The organism is Parashewanella hymeniacidonis (assembly GCF_016900895.1).
GTDB lineage: Bacteria > Pseudomonadota > Gammaproteobacteria > Enterobacterales > Shewanellaceae > Parashewanella > Parashewanella hymeniacidonis.
The window spans coordinates 1-19554 of record NZ_JAFEUN010000025.1; the positions used below are offsets into that span (position 1 = coordinate 1).

Consider the following 19554-nt stretch of genomic DNA (forward strand, 5'->3'; position numbering starts at 1 on the left):
GTGTTTTGTTCAGAATCGCCATTTTATTTTGATAGTTGTCGTGGTTGACTTATTATCTCAAAAATAAAGCTTTTCTCCTCAGATTTTTCTTCTTAATTTGTTACCCATGTTTGATGGGTTCCGATGTTTGTATTGCTACAACAACTAAAAAAGATAACTTTTCATTAATCGATTCCTTTCACAATATCATTTTCACCAAAGTACAATATTTAACAAATTAATCAATATTATAATCCAAAACAGGTGCTAACCACTTTTCTGCTTCTTCAATACTCATTCCTTTACGAGTAGCATAACTCTCAACTTGATCTTTTTCGATATTTGTTACCCCAAAATATCGAGATTTGGGGTGTGAAAAATACCAACCACTCACGGCCGCAGTAGGGTACATGGCAAAGTTTTCAGTAATATTGAGCCCAATGGTCTCATCTGGTTTGAGTAACTCCCACAGTGTGGCTTTTTCAGTGTGGTCTGGGCAAGCCGGATACCCTGGAGCAGGGCGAATACCTTGATACTTTTCTTTAATCAATGCTTCATTATTTAAGGTTTCGTTACTGGCATAGCCCCAAAACTCTTTGCGTACGCGTTCATGCATTCTTTCTGCGAATGCTTCAGCTAAGCGATCGGCTAAGCACTTAAGCATAATCGCACTATAATCGTCGTGGTCAGCCTCAAAGCGATTCACATATTCATCAATACCATGGCCAGCGGTAACGGAAAATCCGCCCATATAATCTTCAACTTGGCTTTCTTTAGGGGCAACGAAATCAGCCAAACAGAAATTGTGATTCCCTAAGCGCTCAATCTGCATCCGTAGGTGGTGGCAAGTTTTTAACACTTGAGTTCGACTTTCATCTTGATACAGCTCGATATCATCATGATTTACGGTACTGGCTGGGAATAAGCCAATCACCGCTTTTGCGGTTAGCCACTTTTCATCGATGATTTGTTTCAGCATTTTTTGTCCATCAGCGTAGAGTTTTCTGGCCTCTTCTCCCACCACTTCATCATCTAAAATACGAGGGAAATGCCCATGAAGCTCCCAGCTTCTAAAAAAGGGTGTCCAGTCGATACGTTCAACTAAGTCATCGAGCGGGTAATCATTAAAAACCGTTATCCCAAGTTTTTTCGGCTTAATGGGGTGATAATTGTTCCAATCAATATCCGTTTTGTTGGCTCTGGCTTGTTCGATGGGTGCAATGGATTTTCGTTTACCTTGCGATAAACGTTTTAATCTTAATTGGTCATATTCTTGGTAAATAGTATCTATTTCATTTTGACGAGAGGTATCTTTAATTAATTTGCTGACCATGGGTACAGCTCTAGATGCATCGGTGATGTAAATGGCACCAAAAGGGTAGTTTGGAGCAATTTTGACTGCTGTATGAATTTTTGATGTTGTAGCACCGCCAATGATGGCTGGAATGGTTAAGCCTGCTTTTTCGAATGCTTTAACGTTGTGAACCATTTCATCAAGGCTTGGGGTGATTAAGCCAGACATACCAATAATATCGACGTTTTCTTCTTGTGCGACCTTGATAATTTTCTCAACAGGTACCATTACGCCTAAATCGATAACTTGATAGCCATTACAGGCCAGTACGACACCGACAATATTTTTGCCAATATCATGCACATCGCCTTTGACGGTAACCATCAAAATTTTACCGTTGGATTTCCCTTCAACTTTTTCAGCTTCAATATAAGGGTTAAGGTAAGCGACAGCTTTTTTCATTACTCTTGCAGATTTAACGACTTGTGGCAGGAACATTTTTCCGCTACCGAATAAGTCACCAACGATGTTCATACCATCCATTAGCGGGCCTTCTATCACTTCCAGAGGTATATCCGCATTTAATCGAGCTTCTTCAGAGTCTTCATCAATGTATTCGGTAATGCCTTTTACCAATGCGTGTGCTAAACGTTCATTAACAGGTAAGCTCCGCCATTCGGCTTGAGCGTGGTCAGCATCTGAGCTTTTTGTTCCTCGATACTGCTCTGCAACTTCAAGCAATAACTCAGTATTGTTACTGTCAGGGTTAGGGCAAGGCTGGTTGAGTACTACTCGTTCAACACAGCTTTTTAGTTCAGGGTCGATATCATCGAAAATGGCCAATTGACCAGCATTAACAATCCCCATATCCATACCGGCATTAATGGCGTAATAGAGGAATACGGCATGGATGGCTTCACGAACAGGATTATTACCTCGGAAAGAAAATGAGACATTGGAAACACCACCTGAGATCATCGAATAAGGGCAGGTGCGTTTTATTTCTCGAGTAGCTTCGATAAAATCAACGGCATAGTTATCGTGTTCTTCAATGCCAGTTGCGATAGCAAAGATGTTGGGATCAAAGATAATATCTTCAGCAGCGAAACCAACTTTATTGACTAAAACGTCGTAAGCTCGCTGGCAGATCTCTACTTTCCTAGCTTTGGTATCAGCTTGCCCTTGTTCATCAAATGCCATGACGATCACAGCTGCGCCGTAACGTTTGATCAACTGAGCGTGCTCAATGAAAGCGGCTTCACCTTCTTTTAACGAAATCGAATTAACGATGCCTTTACCTTGAATACATTTAAGTCCTGCTTCTAACACGCCCCATTTCGAAGAATCGATCATGATAGGAACTTTGCTGATATCAGGCTCAGAAGCAATTGAATTTAAGAATTTTTGCATGGCAAAAACGCCATCCAGCATCCCTTCATCCATGTTGATATCAATGATCTGAGCTCCGTTTTCTACTTGAACACGGGCTACATCTAGCGCAGTTTCGTATTCTTCTTCTTTTATCAGACGTAAAAAGCGAGCTGAACCTGTAACATTAGTACGCTCCCCCACATTGACGAACAGTGATTCGGGCTTTATGGTTACTGCTTCTAGGCCTGATAGTCGACATTCAGGTGCTAATTTAGGAAGTTCTCTCGGTGAGTGAGGTTGAACCGCTGATGCAAATGCAGCGATATGATCAGGCGTTGTTCCGCAACAACCGCCAACAATATTCAAGTAACCTGCTTGTGCCCATTGTTCGATAATATCAGCCATCTGTTTTGGTGTTTCATCATAGCCACCAAACTCATTAGGCAGCCCAGCATTCGGATGAACTGAGACATGACATTCACAAATTCGGGTTAACTCTTGAACGTAAGGCTCAAGTTCTTTGGGACCAAGTGCACAGTTAAGGCCAATAGCAATCGGTTTTATGTGTCGAAGAGAGTTATAAAATGCTTCGGTAGTTTGTCCTGTTAACGTTCTGCCAGAGGCATCGGTAATGGTGCCTGATATCATCACCGGTAATCGCTGTTCAGGGTGAGTTGAAAAACGTTCCGTCAGTACTTTATCTATCGCAAATAAAGCTGCTTTAGCATTGAGCGTGTCGAAAATAGTTTCGACTAACAAGATATCACTGCCGCCATCAATTAAACCATTGCAAGCTTCAATATAGGCTTCGACTAACTCATCAAAGTGTACATTTCGAAAGCTGGGATCGTTTACATCTGGGCTGATTGAACAGGTACGGTTAGTGGGCCCTAACACACCAGCAACATAGCGTTTCTTTCCAGTTTTACTCTCAACTTGATTTGCAGCTTGTTTGGCTAACTGAGCGGCAACGTGATTAATTTCATAAACCAACGATTCCATTTGATAGTCAGCCATGGCAATGCTGGTGGCATTGAAAGTGTTGGTTTCAATAATATCTGCGCCAGCATTCAAATAGTCAATATGGATTTGTTTGATGATTTCTGGCTGACTAAGAACTAATAAATCATTGTTGCCTTTTACTGGACATGACCAGTCTGCAAAACGTTGACCACGGTAATGCTCTTCTTCCAATTGGTGTTGCTGGATCATGGTTCCCATCGCACCATCAAGAAGCAGAATTCTATCATGGAGATCATCTTTTAGTTGTAGATGTAATTGAGCAGCCTGTTGTGAATTTAAATCCATGCGTTGCAATACCAAACTTAAATACTGAATTGTTGTTAAATTACACTGTGGACGTCTAGGTGTCCAGATGTGTTTGGTATTTAAATCAAAAATAGATTAATAAAAAGTAATAAAAAATTAAACAATTGGGTATGTTCTGTGTTGATGTTTTCTCCTAAAGTAATAATTGATTTTAAAGCGTTTAAGGTTATGTATGGCTGTAATTTCTGCAGAAACCAAAGCTCAAATAGATATACTCGTCAACGAGAGAGTAACTACTGGAGGCTTTATTTTTTCAGTAGCAGGTAGTCATGGCTGGGTAAGAAATTACAAAGTTAAAGTTATTAATGGGAAAGTAGCATACTGCAATCGTTCATCAGCATTCTCGAGATTTCTGGGTTGCTTAACTTTTACTCATAGTGGCAAGAGCGCTGAAGTTTTGAAAGGTTATATTCAGCAGCGATTAAGTATGGCTGTCATTGCTCCTCATCAGTGTGCAACAGGGAAAATACAAATTGGACAGGCATGCAATCATCAACGAGCTGGGCGAAGTGACCAACTTAATGCTTGTCATATAGATTCTTCTGGAAATGTTATAGATTGTATTGCTAAAACTATTCAAAATAACAATGAAGCAGTGATGTATGTTAGAGCTCTTCTTGATAGTGAAAGTCATCATCCTTCATTATATAACTTTATGCCTGAGCTTCTTGCCGTGCTGGATGAAAATGGGAATGATTTATTACCAAAACTAAAATCGTTAGAAACAGTAAGAAATATGTCTCAATTCTTAGGTTGTAGAAGCATAAAAATAATAATGAGAGATGTTCGTAAACAATATGCAAATGAAAGTTCTAGAGGTCCAATTATTGATCTAAAGTTTGCAAGTAAAAGCTTAAGGTATAATAAGGAAGAAAAGATACTACATGGGTATTCTAAAGCCAGTAGAGTTACTCTCAAAGTAAAAGACATGGCTTTCAACCTTTCTAGTGTTCCATTCGTTTATTCAAACAATTCTCAAAAAAGTTTATCTCGACTTTCAAACTTCAGAAATACTCAAAGAATAATAGAAAGAGAATTAAATCAATTAACTGTTGACCAATTAATAAGTTTTAAAAATGAGTTAGAAGAGTTAAAAAGCGTATTATTAAACCAGTCTATCGTTGGAGTTGATTCGAGCTTACTATTAATTCCAACTAAAAATGAGCAAGGAGAAGCCATCTTACATGTCAAATTTGTTGATTTAGCACATGGTGTGCACGAATCTGAATCACTAAATAACTTTCAAGAAATGCGATCTGAAATGGAACAATCAGTTTTATCATTGATACATATGGTAGAGAAAAAAATTCGCTGTGAAAGCTGAATCACTGTAAGTTACAAGTAAATGACAGTTTTTTAAATAAATTGAATGCTATCTATTTTTGTGAAGAGCAAATTCGTCCGTCGTTTATTTTGGCTCGACATTTTCTTTTTATATTTTCGTTTGGTTAACTCATAAAAGTTAATTTCTAAATAAATAGTCAGTAAATTCGTTTTAGGTTGATCAGATAATTAATTTGGATTGTTGATACTATAAATGTTTATATGGCTATAATTTGAAATATCTTTGAATACTACTTTTGGTCGGTTAATGAAAAACGCAAAGTTGATTTTTTTACGTCATGGTGAATGTGAAGGTGGCCAAATCCTACGCGGTTTGGCCAATGTTCTTTTATCAACAAAAGGTGAGCAGCAAATGTGGGATGCTGTTTCTCGCTTTGATGTAAATGAGCTTTCTGTATATACCTCACCACTCAAGCGTTGTTTTTATTTTGCTGAGAAATACGACAATAATGGCATCGTGATGCCATCACTGGCTGAGTTCGATTTTGGTGATTGGGACGGCAAAGAATTTAAAGCGATTTTTGAGCAAGAACCAGAAGCCTTTTCTGCCTTTTGGGATGATCCTTGGAGGACTCCACCACCAAATGGTGAGCCAATGGAAGTCTTTGAAATGAGAGTGACCGGAGCAATTACTCAAATCATCGACGATTTACTTGCCAATACCGAAGTGATTGATGAAGAAAAGCATCCTACGGCATTAGTGATCACTCATGCAGGTGTCATTCGTCAGGCAATAGCATTAGCGCTCGGTTTAGATAAAGGGCATAACTTATTTCGTGAGTTTGATTTACCTTATGCAGCCGTAGTTGAAATCAATGTGATTGAAGATGATCACGGTCGGCGTCATTTAAGGTTACAATGGCCAAAATCACATTAAATCTAATCAGATAGTCATTTTGAAGAACGCGGCCCTTACTGTTTCAAATCTCAATTGGTCGATAGATGGCAACCAAATATTGTCAGAAATCGATCTTGAGTTAGCTGAGAGTCAAATGCTTGGGCTTATCGGTCCAAACGGTTCTGGTAAATCCAGCTTACTTCGTTGCCTTTATGGCTTTATTAAAGCAGATAGTGGGGTAATTCAACTTTTTGGTCGGTCGATAAAAAATTACTCTGCAAATGAATTAGCTAAGTGTCTAGCTGTGGTACAGCAAGATACACCGAGTAATTTAGATATTACTACTGAGCAATTAGTGATGTTAGGACTTACACCTCACAAAAGTCTTCTTTCAATGACAAGCAAAAAGGATCATGAGAACGTGAGTTCTGCACTGGCTAAAGTAGAACTCAGCCATAAAGCGAAGCAGAACTTTAAATTTCTTTCTGGTGGTGAAAAGCAAAGAGCATTAATTGCGCGTGCCATAGTGCAGCAACCCAAATTGTTGGTTTTGGATGAACCTACGAACCACCTAGATATCCGTTATCAAATTCAGATTTTAGAGCTGGTTAAAAGTCTTGATATAACGGTAATTGCGTCGATTCATGATTTAAACCTTGCCAGCAGCTTATGTGATAATTTACTGATGCTTGAAGAGGGGCGAGTATCAGCTTCAGGCAGACCGAAACAAGTATTGACAGAAAAAAGAATTGCTGACGTGTTTGGTGTGTGTAGCGCAGTGACTGAGCATCCCCAAAATGGTCGCCCTCTAATCCAATATTTTTATGGGTACACGCCAAAAGAAAGTGTCCAAATATATGCCGAGGAAGTGTCATGACCTCAACAACTTCTTCAGTAGCCAAGGCATCAACAGTCCGTATACCTTTGTTCATTAGCTTGTTTTTGTTATTGGTGAGCATTGTTTTCTCTTTGGGTTTTGGTGCGGCTGATGTCTCGTTTTCTCAAGCTTTTAATGCTTTATTACATGCTTTGAATAGCAGTCATCAAGTTAACATCATTGACCGAATTATCATCGAATTGCGATTGCCCAGAGTCTTATTGGCAGCATTGGCAGGTAGCGGATTAGCGATTGCAGGGCATGCATTACAAACCGTATTACGAAACCCATTAGCTGACCCATTTTTATTTGGTATCAGCTCAGGAGCTTCACTTGGTGCCATCACATATTTGACCCTATTTAGCAGCCAAGTTGCTGTGTTAAGTAGCTTTGGTCACATCGGGCTTTCAATGGCAGCCTTTATTGGTGCTAGCTTGTCAGTGGTGATTGTGATTGCGCTCTCTGGAAGAGGACTAGCGCAGCTAGCTGAAAGAATGTTGCTGGCCGGCGTGGCGGTATCATTCATGTTTGGTGCACTGAGCAGCTTGATGTTGTATTTTGCAGATCCTCGTGCTGCAGCCGCTGTGCTATTTTGGAGCCTAGGGAGCTTTACAAAAGCCTCTTGGGATAACCTGACAATGCCATTTGTTATCGTTGCGTTATGTTTTATTTGCCTGTGGCTATTCAGACGTTTAACGGCAGCTTTGCAATTAGGTGATGAAACGGCGCATACATTGGGGATTAATGTCGCTAAAGTGCGTTTAGGTATTTTACTGGTTTGCAGCTTGCTAACTGCGACACTTGTTGCGGCATGTGGGGGGATTGGCTTTGTCGGCTTGATGATCCCGCATGCGGTGAGAATGTTGTTTCCAAACCAATCACCATTCTTTTTAACGGCCTTTTTAGGGGCAAGTTTTATGGTTTGGGTTGATGTATTGGCGCGAACCTTGTTAGCGAATCAAGAATTACCTGTAGGCATTATTACTGCCGCTATTGGTAGTGTGTTTTTTATTTTCCTGCTTTCAAGGCAAAAAAGGTCTTAACTTGTTTAATATTACAAAGCTATCGGCTGAAAATGATTCGATTATTCAGCATCACATTAATAATAAAACCAAGCCTTTGGGGGCATTAGGCCTGCTTGAAACCACTGCTTTTCAAGTCGTGAAAGTCTTGGGTGAGAACACCCAAAAGCTCAAACCACAAGTTATTGTTTTTGCGGCAGAGCACGGCATTGCTGACTTTGGTGTGTCCATTGCACCGAGTGTTGTTACTCAACAAATGGTCGCCAATTTTGCCGTAGGAGGCGCTGGTATCAACGTGTTTTGTAACCAGCATAACTACCCGCTTCAGGTCGTTGATTGTGGCTTAAAAGCTGAACTCAATTATGTGCCAAATCTAGGCAATCCAAGTTTAGTCAATCAAAGGTTAGGAAGTGGTACAAATCCCTTTCATCAGCAAGCGGCGATGACCAGTGAACAAGTTAAACAAGGTTTTCTTTACGCTAAAACATTGGTCAATGCCTGTGTTGACAGTGGTAAAAATATTTTTGCTTTTGGTGAAATGGGGATCGGAAACACCAGTAGTGCTTCGGCATTAATGTCGGCATTGCTGAAATTACCTGCTGAAAAAACCGTTGGCTTAGGCACTGGTATTGATAATGAAAGCTTAAGCGACAAGGTAGCATACATTGATGAAGCCTTAGCTTTGCATAAAGCGCATCTTAACGATCCTATTTCGATTCTCGTCTGTTTAGGTGGCTTTGAAATCGTACAATTGGTTGGTGCAATTCTCTCCGCCGCTGAGCAAAAAAAGTTAGTCGTTATCGACGGTTTTATCGTGTCTGTTGCCGCTTTATTTGCCTATCACATTGCGCCAGAGTCTCGTGACTACATGATTTTTTCTCATAAGTCACAAGAGCAAGCTCATGAAGTATTACTGAATGAACTTTCCGCTACGCCTTTGTTAGATATAGGATTACGTTTAGGTGAGGGAACAGGAGCGGTATTGGCACTTCCATTAATTGAATCTGCCTTAGCGTTTTATCATCAAATGGCGAGTTTTGAAGAGGCAAAAGTCGACAATGTCGTTGAATAAAGCACAGCACAAAAAAAATTGGCATCTACAACTGGATTTATTCTTTATTGCTTTAGGCTTTTTTTCTCGTATTCCTATGCCTGCTTGGGTTGATGTAGATGCGACTAAATTAAATCAGGCCAGCCGCTACTTTGGTGTCGTGGGCTTGGTGATTGGCACGTTATCGTCCTGTGTTTTTTGGTGTGCGCAGCTTTATTTACCTCCATCGATTGCTGTTATTTTATCAATCATCGCCAGTGTACTAATTACAGGAGCATTCCATGAAGACGGGCTTGCAGATACCGCAGACGGTTTCGGCGGAGGCTGGAAATCCGATGACAAGCTAAAAATTATGAAAGATTCCCGTTTAGGGAGTTATGGCACTTTAGCGTTAATTTTGGCTATTGGCATGAAGTGGCAGTTGCTGGTGGAGTTAGCGCTTTATGATCCTAATTATGCCGTGATTGCTATCATCGCCAGTCACGGCTTAAGTCGTGTATTCGCGGCGAGCATTATTTTTACTGAAGAGTACGTTCGTGAATCGGACGATTCTAAATCTAAGCCATTGGCAAATGAGCAAAGCTGGAATGAGTTGCTCATCTTAATGACCACTGGATTAGTAATTTTGTTCACTCTTGATGGGTCCACAGCCATTTGTTTATTGGTACTGCTTTCGATAACACGTTTTCTTACTGTACTATGGTTTCGCAAACAAATTGGTGGCTACACGGGTGATACATTAGGTGCAGCGCAACAAATCAGCGAAGTTGTCATTTATACAGCGCTATTACTGTTGGGAGCCCACGGATGATTCATTTGGTTTTAGGTGGAGCAAGGAGTGGCAAAAGTCGTTATGCTGAATCAATCATCGCTCAAATTTCAGCTGGTGCAGCACCTGTTTATATCGCAACCGCTCAAGCAAAAGATGATGAGATGGCACACCGCATTAAGCATCATCAGTTTCAGCGAGATGAAGCTGGAATCAATTGGAACTTGATTGAGTGTCCGCTAGATCTAACTTCATCACTAAAAAGCTTGCCTGAAGATGCTGTTATTCTTGTTGACTGTCTTACCCTGTTATTGACCAATGAACTCCTCAATGATGAATCGACTTGGCAGCAGCGTAAACCTGAGTTATTAAGTTTCCTGTCTCAATCTCAGCAAAATATTGTCTTAGTCTCTAATGAAGTAGGTAGCGGCATAGTGCCACTCGGTGAGCTTTCCCGTAAGTTTGTTGATGAAGCAGGCTGGTTAAATCAAGCGATTGCAACGATAGCTGATAACGTCACTTTAGTTATTGCCGGCCTTCCTCTGGAGTTAAAGAGCTAATGCAAAAAGTGGCTAAAACTTTAATGGTGCAAGGCACAACATCCGATGCAGGTAAAAGTACACTAGTTGCTGGTTTATGCCGAGTATTGGCTAAAAAAGGCCATAAGGTTGCACCATTTAAACCACAAAATATGGCATTGAACAGTGCGGTTACAGAAGACGGTGGTGAAATTGGTCGAGCCCAAGCATTGCAGGCCGTTGCTGCTGAGCAGCCGCTTAGAATCGACTTTAATCCCATTTTATTAAAACCTAGCTCAGACAGGCGAGCGCAGGTAATAGTACATGGCAAAGCGTTAACAACACTTGAAGCGAGTGAGTTTTGGGGGAAGCAAGGACTTAATTACAAAGCCAAGGCAATGAAGGCCGTGCTTGAGTCATATAACCGCCTAACCTCTGAATTTGATTATGTGGTGGTTGAAGGTGCAGGGAGTCCTGCTGAAATCAACCTAAGAGAAGGCGATATCGCCAATATGGGCTTTGCTGAAGCCGCTGATTGTCCTGTTATTATTATTGCTGATATTGATAAAGGCGGTGTGTTTGCTCATTTAGTTGGAACGTTAGCGCTATTATCTGAATCTGAGCAAGCTAGAGTTAAAGGCTTTGTGATAAACCGCTTTCGTGGTGATATCAGTTTATTGCAATCTGGTTTAGATTGGCTTGAAGAATATACAGGTAAGCCTGTTTTAGGCGTGTTACCTTATTTAGACGGTTTACATCTTGATGCGGAAGATGCGATTCCACAACATCAAATTCAGAAACAACCGACCAAGCTTAAAGTCGTCGTGATCGTTTTACCAAGGATCAGCAACCACACTGATTTCGAACCATTGCGATTACACCCTGACGTTGAGTTTAATTATGCACGCTTAACTGATGACCCCAATCGATATAAGGCCGACTTGATTATTCTACCTGGAAGCAAAAATGTGATTGAGGATTTAAGGGCACTGAAATTGTCTAAGTGGCAGGCTGCGATTCAAAAGCACTTACGCTATGGCGGCAAGCTGATAGGAATCTGTGGCGGTTATCAAATGCTCGGACAAGACATTGCTGACCAATTTGCTGTCGAAGGAAGTATCACTCACGAAACGGGTTTAGGATATTTGCCAATTACCACTAAGCTCAATCCTGTAAAACATCTGAAAAACGTCACTGGGCATTTAATCTTGGAGCAAGATAAAGTTGAAGTTAAAGGATATGAAATTCATTGTGGTGAATCGGAATATACTGAAAGCTGCCAACACGCCATTGAACTTGAATGCGATAGTAGCGTTAAGGTTGATGGTGTAATTTCTAGCGATAACCAAACCTTAGCGACTTATGTACATGGATTATTTGATAAGCCTGAAAGCCTAAAGCTTCTATTGAAGTGGACTGGGCTAAAAACTGAACAAACGATTGATATTTTTGAAATTAGAGAGCAGCAAATAGAAAGATTGGCTGATGTTTTAAGCAAACATTGCGATATTAAACAAGTGTACGATTTACCGGCATAATAGGTGCGGTTCTATTGAGCGTAGTCAGAGAATTAAAGAATAGCTTTGTCGCACAGGAAAAACAATGTCCTGTTTTTACAAAAAATACTTTGACATTTTGAAGTGTGAATCTAGCTCTTTGCCCCGGAATCTGTCTTTGCTCAGGATCGCCAACCTGTAGTGGTTGATTAATGGCTGGTAAAACCTCCCTGACAACAGGGTTTGCAATTGCAGCGTCAGGGGCTAAATTTGGTTGTTCACCATCATTCTCCGCTTGTAACTCTTGTTGAGCAACTGGTTCTCCTCGAAATGGTGCTCTGTTCTGGTGTTCAAGTAATTCATGCCATTCCAATTGGTGTGCAAGTTCATGATCAAGGTCAATTACACTTTCATTAACATCGAGTTGTTGTAATTGATTTATTTGCACTTCCTCAGCCGTAACATTCTTTCTAACAGTGGCCAGAACCTTAAAATTTTCAGGAACTGAAGCATTGTAAACATCTGTCAATGAAGTTTTGAACGAATCCTTTAGTTCAATCATCTGAACTCGGCATTGCGGGCAATTTGCTATATATTGATGACGATTAAGCCAAGTAAGTAAGCAGCTTGTGTGAAATGATTTCTTGCAACAATTTGCTGCAATTGCATATGTTTCTTTATTTAATTCGACTAAACAAATCGGGCAGCTTTCTTTAATAGCTTCACTTAGAGCTGAATCATTCTCAATTTGTTCATGGGAAAACTCGGTAAATTTACCGCATTCATATAGAGTTGCTGGAGTATACTTATACAAAACAGTCATAATTTATATCCAATCTTAAAGAGTTGCTTTATTGTCAGTTTTCTAACTCAAAACAACCAGTTAATTATTGTTTAGTTTGTCACTAACATAACTTAAAATAACTAACTAATTTTATAAGTGTTTTAGCTTCTTGTTTTATAAATTAACGTTGAATTTTCTGTTTTAGCTTAAATGACTGTAGTCGTGATTAAGTTTATTTTATATTGCAAGAGTCTAAATCATGACTGGGAGAGAGTTATGAGTGAGAAACATAAACAGCGTCAGCAAAAGTTAAAAGAAACCGTCGATGCAAAAATTGAAGCTGCACAAGAAGAGAAGGGAGTTTTGTTGGTACTCACTGGAAACGGCAAGGGTAAATCCACATCTGGATTTGGTACGGTTGCTAGAGCTGTAGGTCATGGTAATAAGGCTGCTGTTGTTCAGTTTATTAAGGGTACTTGGGCTTGTGGTGAGCGTAACTTGCTTGAAAACGTTGGCGTTGAGTTTCATGTAATGGGCACAGGTTTTACATGGGAGACTCAAGACAAAGAAAAAGATACCGCTGCGGCATTGAGCGCATGGGAATCTGCTGAAAAGTTACTATCTGACGAATCAATTGATTGCGTTTTGCTTGATGAATTAACTTATATGGTGAGTTACCACTATTTGGATGTTGAGAGAGTCATTCAAGCCTTAAATAACCGTCCTAAAATGCAGCATGTGATTATTACTGGGCGTGCTTGTCATCGTAAATTGATTGATTTGGCAGATACGGTAAGTGAAGTGAAGCCGATTAAACACGCTTTTGAAGCGGGTATTAAAGCTCAGGTAGGGTTTGATTACTAATGAAAACTTTTGCTTTTATGCCGTCATACCAGCGAAGGCAGGTATCCAGTGTCTTCCTATTTTTTTTCTGTACTCTTTCATTGGTAAATGTTGCTACCGCCAAACCTGCTAAGCGAATTATTGCCTTATCTCCTCATGCGGTTGAGCAGTTATTTGCGATTGGTGCTGGTGATCAAATTGTTGCTGCAGTAGATCACGCTGACTTCCCTGAGCAGGCGAAATCTATTCCATCGATTGGTGGTTACCACGGTATTCAAATTGAACGGGTGTTAGAGCTAAATCCTGATTTGATTGTAGTCTGGGGAAAAGGTAATAAACCCGATGACATCAAGCGATTAAAAGAGCTGGGATTAAATCTTTATGATAGCTCACCTAGTACGTTAGATGATGTGGCGAACGATCTATTCCAACTTGGAAAACTCACAGGACATTCACAGCAAGCTCATACTGTAGCTGAAAAATACCAACAGAAACTTAAGCAAATTAGAACTGACAATGCTGATAAAACCAAAATAAAAGTGTTTTATCAGTTATGGTCAAACCCGTTAATGACCGTTGCCAAGAACAGTTGGATTCAGCAACTGATTTCTGCCTGTAATGGTGATAATGTATTTTACAATGCCAGCAGCGATTATCCGCAGGTAAGTATTGAAAATGTGTTGCTTACTGAGCCTCGAGTGATCTTGCAAAGTCAAGATAAAGGCAATGTCATTGGTGTTGACTGGAGTAAATGGTCAACGATTCCAGCGGTAAAGATGCATCATATTTATCAATTGGATGCCGACTTATTGCACAGGCCCACTCCAAGAGCTATTTTAGGTATCAAAGCCGTTTGTCATGCATTAGATAAAGCGAGAAATTAAAAGGATTTCATATGAGCACACTATTACTCTGTTTATTCATCACGTTAATTTTACCTTACTTAGCTAAAGCCCCAGTCGCTTATGCAATGGCAAAACTTGATGGTTACGACAATCACCACCCAAGAGCACAGCAGGCACGGTTAACAGGTTTTGGTGCTAGGGCGCTTGCTGCACACCAAAATGCGTTTGAATCTTTGTTGGTGTTTGCTGTTGCCGTATTAACGGTAATCGCAACAAATAACGTCAATGAAGCGGTAGTTATAATGGCAATAGCCCATGTAGTGGCAAGAGTTGTTTATCATATTCTGTATCTGATGGACTTATCGACGTCACGTTCACTTTCTTGGTTTGTTGCTATTGGTTGTTCAATTGGTATTTTTTTGCAAACTCTTTAGGGCGTGTTGATCTGTCAGCTTATTTTCGCGCGCTCTTTTTTTGATGTTTTTAACCGCTCCTTGTTCTGTGTTGTGAGCAACTTACTTTAGATGGCTAAACTTCATTACTCACGCCTTAAACAGATAAATGCTCAAATTTAACCCTGAAAGATCGACACACCCTAGCTTAAGTATTGGAGAGCATAAGCTCTCCAATTTTTCTTATCTAAGAAAGTGAACACTACGATTATTGCATTTATATTCAAATGTACTCCAAACTGGTTTTATTTTTCCTTCGCTGCCATTATCTTTAGCGGTTCTAATAACGACTCTTGAATAGTTTTTTCCAATTTCTATAAAACGTTTTACTCGAATTCGATCAAGATCTGAATTATATACTTCATTTGAGTTGTTAAAATGATACACCGTTTGGGCATTACCAAATGGGTCAAGAGTCACCTTTGAGCCTTTATCACTAGAAAAGAATACCTTTCTAAATTGTATCATTTGAGGAATATCGGAGTTGTTCATTAACCTGCAGTATCTAAGATGGGCATTTATGGTTCCTCGGTAGCCCATCTCTAGCCCTTCATAGGCATCAATTGCCTTAGCTGGCACAATATTTTTAGCTGGAATACTTGATTGTTGACTATTAATATCGGACTGTTGGTTAATATTAGACGATGGAGTTTGCGGGTTCACGATGTTGCTTTCAGAAGCTCTTGCTACTAGTGACGTTGAGGCAATAGCTAACGCAACACTGGTATAAATCATGTGTTTCAACATTGTTGATCTCCTTAGAGATGAGGAAGGGCTGCTGTTAAAACACCTGATTAATACTCCTATTATTAATTTCCTTACAAACAAAGATGTTTTTAAGTTTCAGCAGATACGTCTTTTGAAATACGGCAGTGGCTTTAACAAAAAGCATTTATCGAACTATCATAGTTTAGATAAGAATATATCCACACTTTCTCATGGTCATTGACGATACTTTCATGAAAGCGATCATATTAAAGATTTTTATGGGTGAATGGTAAATCTCGCTATCAACATTTTACTCTCCCTTTGTGTATCATGCGGACACTTGCAATGTACGGACAGAATATAGAGTGTCCGCGGACACTTCATTGATAATATCTAAACTTATTGATTCGCCTAATGCGTTGAATTTAAAGGTTTTTATTGTTTGGCACGACATTTGTATTAATCAGATTAGACTTAGTTAATCGGATAAATACAATGATCAAGGACACCAGCGCACAGGACGTCAAAGTTCAACCAGGCAATGCCGCGAAACACAAGAAGTTAGTCATGTTTGCAGTGATTGCTTTAGCCATTGGCTCTGCAGCATGGTTTACGTTTAGTGGTGAATCTGCATCTAAATCAGTGAACAAATCCGATTTACGTTTATCTACCGTGACCCGTGGCACGCTAATTAGAGATATCGCAGCGACAGGTAAAATTGTTGCTGCCAATGCCCCTGTTTTGTATTCAACTGAGGAAGGTATCGTTACTCTTGAGAAAAAACCTGGTGACTCAGTGTCAAAGGGTGAGATTCTTGCCATCATAAGAAGTCCTAACCTTCAAAGTCGCTTACAACAACAGCAAGCATTGCTTGCTGGTATGCAGAGCGAATTAGAGCGAGCAAAACTGGATGCAAGGCGCGATCAACTCACCGCAAATCGCAGTCTAGACATGGCTAAAGTTGAACTGTCCGCTGCGGACAGAGAAAGTCGCCGCAGTGATTTACTGATTGAAGACAACCTTATTTCTAAAATCGATTTTGAGAAAAGTAAGGATGACTTGGAAAAAGCAAAACTGTCACATGCTCATGCAGAAAAAGAAGCAGAGTTGATGGAAGATCGCTTAGCTTTTGAAGTCAAAAACAAAACCTTAGAAGTTGACAGACAAGCTCTAGTTGTTTCAGAACTCGAAAGACAGCTTGCAGATCTCGAAATTAAAGCGCCCGTTGACGGCATTATTGGTAACTGGCTAGTAGAACAAAAGGCACGTATTGCGGCTAGCCAGCCAGTATTGACAGTTGTTGACCTAAGCGCCTTTGAAGCTGAGCTCTCGGTTTCTGAATCTTATGCAGATGAGCTTGGCTTAGGTATGGATGTTGAGCTTAATATTGCAGGCAGCAAAATGATGGGTAAGCTGTCATCCATTTCTCCTGAAGTACGTAATCGTGAAGTCACAACACGTGTCCGTTTCGAACATAACCAGTCCATTAAACTTCGTCAGAACCAGCGTTTATCAGCTCGGGTATTGCTCGAAAATAAGCCTAACGTATTAATGGTGAAAAAAGGCGCATTTATCAACTCAACAGGTGGCCGTTATACCTACAAAGTTGAGGATGAGTTAGCGAAACAAATTCCAATCAAATTAGGTGCTCGTAGCATGAGCCATATCGAAGTGACATCAGGTGCGAAAGAGGGCGATGTGTGGATTGTTTCCGATTTAGAAAGCTTTAAGGATGCTGACACACTTCGAGTCAGACAGTAAAGGTATACGAACATGAAAGAAAAAATAATGAGTCTAGTGGCACTTGGAGTTTTCGCCTTAGCCATTGATTCAGCATTACCTGACTTTAATAACTGGTTTGCCTTCGGAGCCAATGCCGTAGAGCTAACAGAGCGGATTAATCAAGTTACAGATTTACCAATTTTTGTTTACACAATTATCGAATTTATATTTTAAAGAAGGGATATACCTATGTTGTCAATGAAGAAAATCAACAAAGTATTTAAAACGGATTTAGTCGAAACTCATGCATTAAGAGAGTTTGATTTGCACGTAAAAGAAGGTGAGTTCGTTGCCGTTACTGGGCCTTCTGGTTCAGGTAAAACCACTTTTCTAAATATCGCAGGGTTATTGGAGTCATTCACTGACGGTGAGTTTCTGCTTGATGGTATTGATGTTGCTAAATTAAGTGATAACCAACTAGCTAAAATTCGTAATGAGAAAATCGGCTTTATTTTTCAAGGATTTAACTTAATTCCAGACCTTAATCTTGCTGAAAACGTAGAAGTGCCATTACGTTACCGTGGAGTGAGCAGTGCAGAGCGCAAACAACGAGTGAACGATGCACTCGAAAAAGTCGGCTTAGCCTCTCGTCAAAAGCATTTACCGTCGCAACTTTCGGGTGGTCAACAGCAGCGTGTAGCAATCGCTAGAGCTTTAGCGGGTAGCCCTCGTTTCTTACTTGCCGATGAGCCAACAGGTAACTTAGACAGTTTAATGGCACGTCAAGTGATGGAATTGCTAGAAGATATTAATCGCCAAGGAACCACCATTATTATGGTGACTCATGATCCAGAGCTAGCACGTCGTGCAGAGCGCAATATCCAAATTGTTGATGGTCAAGTGTGTGATTTCACTATGTATCAGCCGCAAGCTGAAGCCGTTGTTGAAGAAAAAAGTGAAGCATTAGAAGAAGCAACGGCTTAAGGAGCAGAGCATGTTTTTACATTATTTAGATTTAGCATTACGAAGCATTCGCAAAACCCCTGGGTTATCTTTATTGATGATCTCTGCCATTGCTATCGGCATCGGTATCACCATTACCACATTAAATGTTTACAAAATGATGGCGCATAACCCAGCTGGCGAAAAAAGTTCACAGTTATTGAGAGTTCAACTTTGGAGCCAAGGGCCAAACTCTTGGGAGGAAATCCCGCCGCTTTTGGCTTATCAAGATATTCAGAACTTGAGGAACATTAAGCCTCAAGTGAGGCAAACGGCCATGCATGGTACTGGCGGTGTTGTGCAAACCGATGATCCTAAGCAAGATGCATTTATGCAAAGTATTCGTTCGGTAGATAGCGACTTTTTTGAAATGTTTGAGGTGCCATTTCTCTATGGTACGTCTTGGAATGCTGATGTAGATGTCAATGCGGCTTATCACGTTATTATCGCAGATGAATTAAATCAAAAATTATTTGGTGGTGGCGACAACGTCGGAAAGACGGTTTATGTGAATAAAAAGCCTTATCAAATCGTCGGAATCATTGGAGATTGGAACCCACAACCTAAGTATTATGATGTCAGCAATGGTGCATTTAATGATGCAGAGCTTATGTTTATGCCGTTCTCGTTATTGCCAATTGAAGAGCAAGATACTTGGGGTAATACGAATGGCTGGAAATATGAAAAGTTAGATACATTCCAAGACAGAATCAACTCTGAAAAGACATGGACCATGTTCTGGGCTGAACTGCATACGCCTGAGCAAATTGAAGAATATAAGCGACAGCTTACTGGCTATGTTGAGCAACAAAAAGCATTAGGCCGCTTTACTGATGACAAAACACCTGAAGAATCGGTGAGGCTGTCGAACGTCGAAGAGTGGTTGGAGTTGAGGCAAGTAGTAGAAGAAGATAACAAAATTTTAGTCGGCCTTGGCTTTCTCTTTCTTTCGGTTTGTCTGGTTAATATTCTCGGTTTGTTGCTGACAAAGTTCTTAAAGCGTGCCCCTGAAGTGGGTGTCCGTAGAGCAATTGGTGCAGGGCGCAGACAAATATTCAGTCAATACATGGTTGAAGTAGGCGTTATTGGACTATTTGGTGGCGCAATAGGGCTGCTTTTAGCATGGGGCTCATTATTAGTGCTTGGTAATCGGTTTGGTACCGATGCAGCGTTAACTCAGTTAGATAACAGTATGTGGATCATTACGCCAGTCATTGCCGTGGGAACGGCATTATTGGCAGGCCTATATCCAGCATGGGTAGTGTGTCGAACAAAACCTAGTGTATATCTGAAAAGCCAATAAGGAGGGC

18 protein-coding genes are annotated in these 19554 nt (G+C 40.3%); 15 read left to right on the top strand and 3 right to left on the bottom strand.

Going from position 1 to position 19554, the window contains the following annotated elements; all coding sequences use genetic code 11:
- Positions 1–217 precede the first annotated feature (217 nt).
- Positions 218–3952, bottom strand: a complete 3735-nt coding sequence (gene metH, locus JQC92_RS06980; RefSeq protein WP_204998977.1) for a methionine synthase — start codon at positions 3950–3952, stop codon at positions 218–220.
- Positions 3953–4145: 193 nt separating this feature from the next.
- Here metH and JQC92_RS06985 point away from each other — a divergent pair, with 193 nt between their 5' ends.
- The 8 genes from JQC92_RS06985 to JQC92_RS07020 all read left to right on the top strand — a co-directional run bounded on the left by JQC92_RS06985 (position 4146) and on the right by JQC92_RS07020 (position 11930).
- Positions 4146–5297: a hypothetical protein gene (locus tag JQC92_RS06985; protein WP_204998978.1), complete on the top strand. Its 1152-nt coding sequence runs from the start codon at positions 4146–4148 to the stop codon at positions 5295–5297.
- A 267-nt stretch (positions 5298–5564) separates the two neighbouring features.
- Positions 5565–6194, top strand: a complete 630-nt coding sequence (locus tag JQC92_RS06990; protein WP_204998979.1) for a histidine phosphatase family protein — start codon at positions 5565–5567, stop codon at positions 6192–6194.
- Between the two features lie 19 nt (positions 6195–6213).
- Positions 6214–7032, top strand: coding sequence for an ABC transporter ATP-binding protein (locus tag JQC92_RS06995; RefSeq protein WP_204998980.1), 819 nt, complete (start codon positions 6214–6216; stop codon positions 7030–7032).
- Positions 7029–8075 carry a FecCD family ABC transporter permease gene (locus JQC92_RS07000; RefSeq protein WP_204998981.1) on the top strand — a complete coding sequence of 349 codons (1047 nt, stop codon included), beginning with the start codon at positions 7029–7031 and terminating at the stop codon, positions 8073–8075. Before JQC92_RS06995 ends, JQC92_RS07000 begins: the two co-directional genes overlap by 4 nt.
- Before the next feature lies 1 nt (position 8076).
- Entirely contained in the window at positions 8077–9126 is a 1050-nt protein-coding gene (gene cobT / locus JQC92_RS07005; RefSeq protein WP_204998982.1) for a nicotinate-nucleotide--dimethylbenzimidazole phosphoribosyltransferase, read from the top strand.
- Positions 9113–9916: an adenosylcobinamide-GDP ribazoletransferase gene (locus JQC92_RS07010; RefSeq protein WP_204998983.1), complete on the top strand. Its 804-nt coding sequence runs from the start codon at positions 9113–9115 to the stop codon at positions 9914–9916. The genes cobT and JQC92_RS07010 overlap by 14 nt, the downstream gene beginning before the upstream one ends.
- Positions 9913–10434, top strand: a complete 522-nt coding sequence (gene cobU / locus JQC92_RS07015) for a bifunctional adenosylcobinamide kinase/adenosylcobinamide-phosphate guanylyltransferase (RefSeq protein WP_204998984.1) — start codon at positions 9913–9915, stop codon at positions 10432–10434. The genes JQC92_RS07010 and cobU overlap by 4 nt, the downstream gene beginning before the upstream one ends.
- Positions 10434–11930 (top strand): cobyric acid synthase, encoded by a 1497-nt coding sequence (locus JQC92_RS07020; protein WP_239480442.1) that lies wholly within the window; start codon positions 10434–10436, stop codon positions 11928–11930. Before cobU ends, JQC92_RS07020 begins: the two co-directional genes overlap by 1 nt.
- Here JQC92_RS07020 and JQC92_RS07025 read toward each other — a convergent pair.
- Positions 11902–12711, bottom strand: coding sequence for an RING finger domain-containing protein (locus JQC92_RS07025; RefSeq protein WP_204998985.1), 810 nt, complete (start codon positions 12709–12711; stop codon positions 11902–11904). The genes JQC92_RS07020 and JQC92_RS07025 overlap by 29 nt on opposite strands.
- Positions 12712–12948: 237 nt before the next feature.
- Between JQC92_RS07025 and cobO the strand changes: the two genes are divergently transcribed.
- Genes cobO through JQC92_RS07040 form a run of 3 tightly spaced genes read left to right on the top strand, consistent with a single transcriptional unit; the run spans position 12949 to position 14794 of the window.
- A complete protein-coding gene (cobO, locus tag JQC92_RS07030; RefSeq protein WP_239480443.1) occupies positions 12949–13536 on the top strand; it encodes a cob(I)yrinic acid a,c-diamide adenosyltransferase in 588 nt (195 codons plus the stop codon).
- On the top strand, positions 13536–14399 hold the full coding sequence (locus tag JQC92_RS07035; RefSeq protein WP_420851302.1) for a cobalamin-binding protein: 864 nt from the start codon (positions 13536–13538) through the stop codon (positions 14397–14399). The genes cobO and JQC92_RS07035 overlap by 1 nt, the downstream gene beginning before the upstream one ends.
- Before the next feature lie 11 nt (positions 14400–14410).
- Positions 14411–14794, top strand: coding sequence for an MAPEG family protein (locus tag JQC92_RS07040; RefSeq protein ID WP_204998987.1), 384 nt, complete (start codon positions 14411–14413; stop codon positions 14792–14794).
- Between the two features lie 201 nt (positions 14795–14995).
- Here JQC92_RS07040 and JQC92_RS07045 read toward each other — a convergent pair whose 3' ends face one another.
- On the bottom strand, positions 14996–15559 hold the full coding sequence (locus tag JQC92_RS07045) for a hypothetical protein (RefSeq protein ID WP_204998988.1): 564 nt from the start codon (positions 15557–15559) through the stop codon (positions 14996–14998).
- A gap of 456 nt (positions 15560–16015) precedes the next feature.
- Between JQC92_RS07045 and JQC92_RS07050 the strand changes: the two genes are divergently transcribed.
- Genes JQC92_RS07050 through JQC92_RS07065 form a run of 4 tightly spaced genes read left to right on the top strand, consistent with a single transcriptional unit; the run spans position 16016 to position 19547 of the window.
- Positions 16016–17281, top strand: coding sequence for an efflux RND transporter periplasmic adaptor subunit (locus JQC92_RS07050; RefSeq protein WP_204998989.1), 1266 nt, complete (start codon positions 16016–16018; stop codon positions 17279–17281).
- Between the two features lie 12 nt (positions 17282–17293).
- The gene (locus JQC92_RS07055) at positions 17294–17476 is read left to right on the top strand and encodes a hypothetical protein (RefSeq protein WP_204998990.1); all 183 of its coding nucleotides are present in this window, start codon (positions 17294–17296) and stop codon (positions 17474–17476) included.
- Between the two features lie 15 nt (positions 17477–17491).
- A complete protein-coding gene (locus JQC92_RS07060) occupies positions 17492–18226 on the top strand; it encodes an ABC transporter ATP-binding protein (RefSeq protein WP_204998991.1) in 735 nt (244 codons plus the stop codon).
- Positions 18227–18236: 10 nt separating this feature from the next.
- Positions 18237–19547 (top strand): ABC transporter permease, encoded by a 1311-nt coding sequence (locus JQC92_RS07065; protein WP_204998992.1) that lies wholly within the window; start codon positions 18237–18239, stop codon positions 19545–19547.
- The last annotated feature ends 7 nt before the right edge of the window (positions 19548–19554 follow it).

Excerpts from the sequence above, each read along its gene's own strand:
- cobO (WP_239480443.1), top strand. The coding sequence starts at position 12,949 with ATGAGTGAGAAACATAAACAGCGTCAGCAAAAGTTAAAAGAAACCGTC.
- JQC92_RS07060 (WP_204998991.1), top strand. The coding sequence starts at position 17,492 with ATGTTGTCAATGAAGAAAATCAACAAAGTATTTAAAACGGATTTAGTC.
- JQC92_RS06985 (WP_204998978.1), top strand. The coding sequence starts at position 4,146 with ATGGCTGTAATTTCTGCAGAAACCAAAGCTCAAATAGATATACTCGTC.
- JQC92_RS07065 (WP_204998992.1), top strand. The coding sequence starts at position 18,237 with ATGTTTTTACATTATTTAGATTTAGCATTACGAAGCATTCGCAAAACC.
- cobU (WP_204998984.1), top strand. The coding sequence starts at position 9,913 with ATGATTCATTTGGTTTTAGGTGGAGCAAGGAGTGGCAAAAGTCGTTAT.
- metH (WP_204998977.1), bottom strand. The coding sequence starts at position 3,952 with ATGGATTTAAATTCACAACAGGCTGCTCAATTACATCTACAACTAAAA.
- JQC92_RS07010 (WP_204998983.1), top strand. The coding sequence starts at position 9,113 with ATGTCGTTGAATAAAGCACAGCACAAAAAAAATTGGCATCTACAACTG.
- JQC92_RS07025 (WP_204998985.1), bottom strand. The coding sequence starts at position 12,711 with ATGACTGTTTTGTATAAGTATACTCCAGCAACTCTATATGAATGCGGT.
- JQC92_RS07035 (WP_420851302.1), top strand. The coding sequence starts at position 13,536 with ATGAAAACTTTTGCTTTTATGCCGTCATACCAGCGAAGGCAGGTATCC.
- JQC92_RS07045 (WP_204998988.1), bottom strand. The coding sequence starts at position 15,559 with ATGTTGAAACACATGATTTATACCAGTGTTGCGTTAGCTATTGCCTCA.
- JQC92_RS07040 (WP_204998987.1), top strand. The coding sequence starts at position 14,411 with ATGAGCACACTATTACTCTGTTTATTCATCACGTTAATTTTACCTTAC.
- JQC92_RS06990 (WP_204998979.1), top strand. The coding sequence starts at position 5,565 with ATGAAAAACGCAAAGTTGATTTTTTTACGTCATGGTGAATGTGAAGGT.
- JQC92_RS07055 (WP_204998990.1), top strand. The coding sequence starts at position 17,294 with ATGAAAGAAAAAATAATGAGTCTAGTGGCACTTGGAGTTTTCGCCTTA.
- JQC92_RS07050 (WP_204998989.1), top strand. The coding sequence starts at position 16,016 with ATGATCAAGGACACCAGCGCACAGGACGTCAAAGTTCAACCAGGCAAT.
- JQC92_RS07020 (WP_239480442.1), top strand. The coding sequence starts at position 10,434 with ATGCAAAAAGTGGCTAAAACTTTAATGGTGCAAGGCACAACATCCGAT.
- JQC92_RS07000 (WP_204998981.1), top strand. The coding sequence starts at position 7,029 with ATGACCTCAACAACTTCTTCAGTAGCCAAGGCATCAACAGTCCGTATA.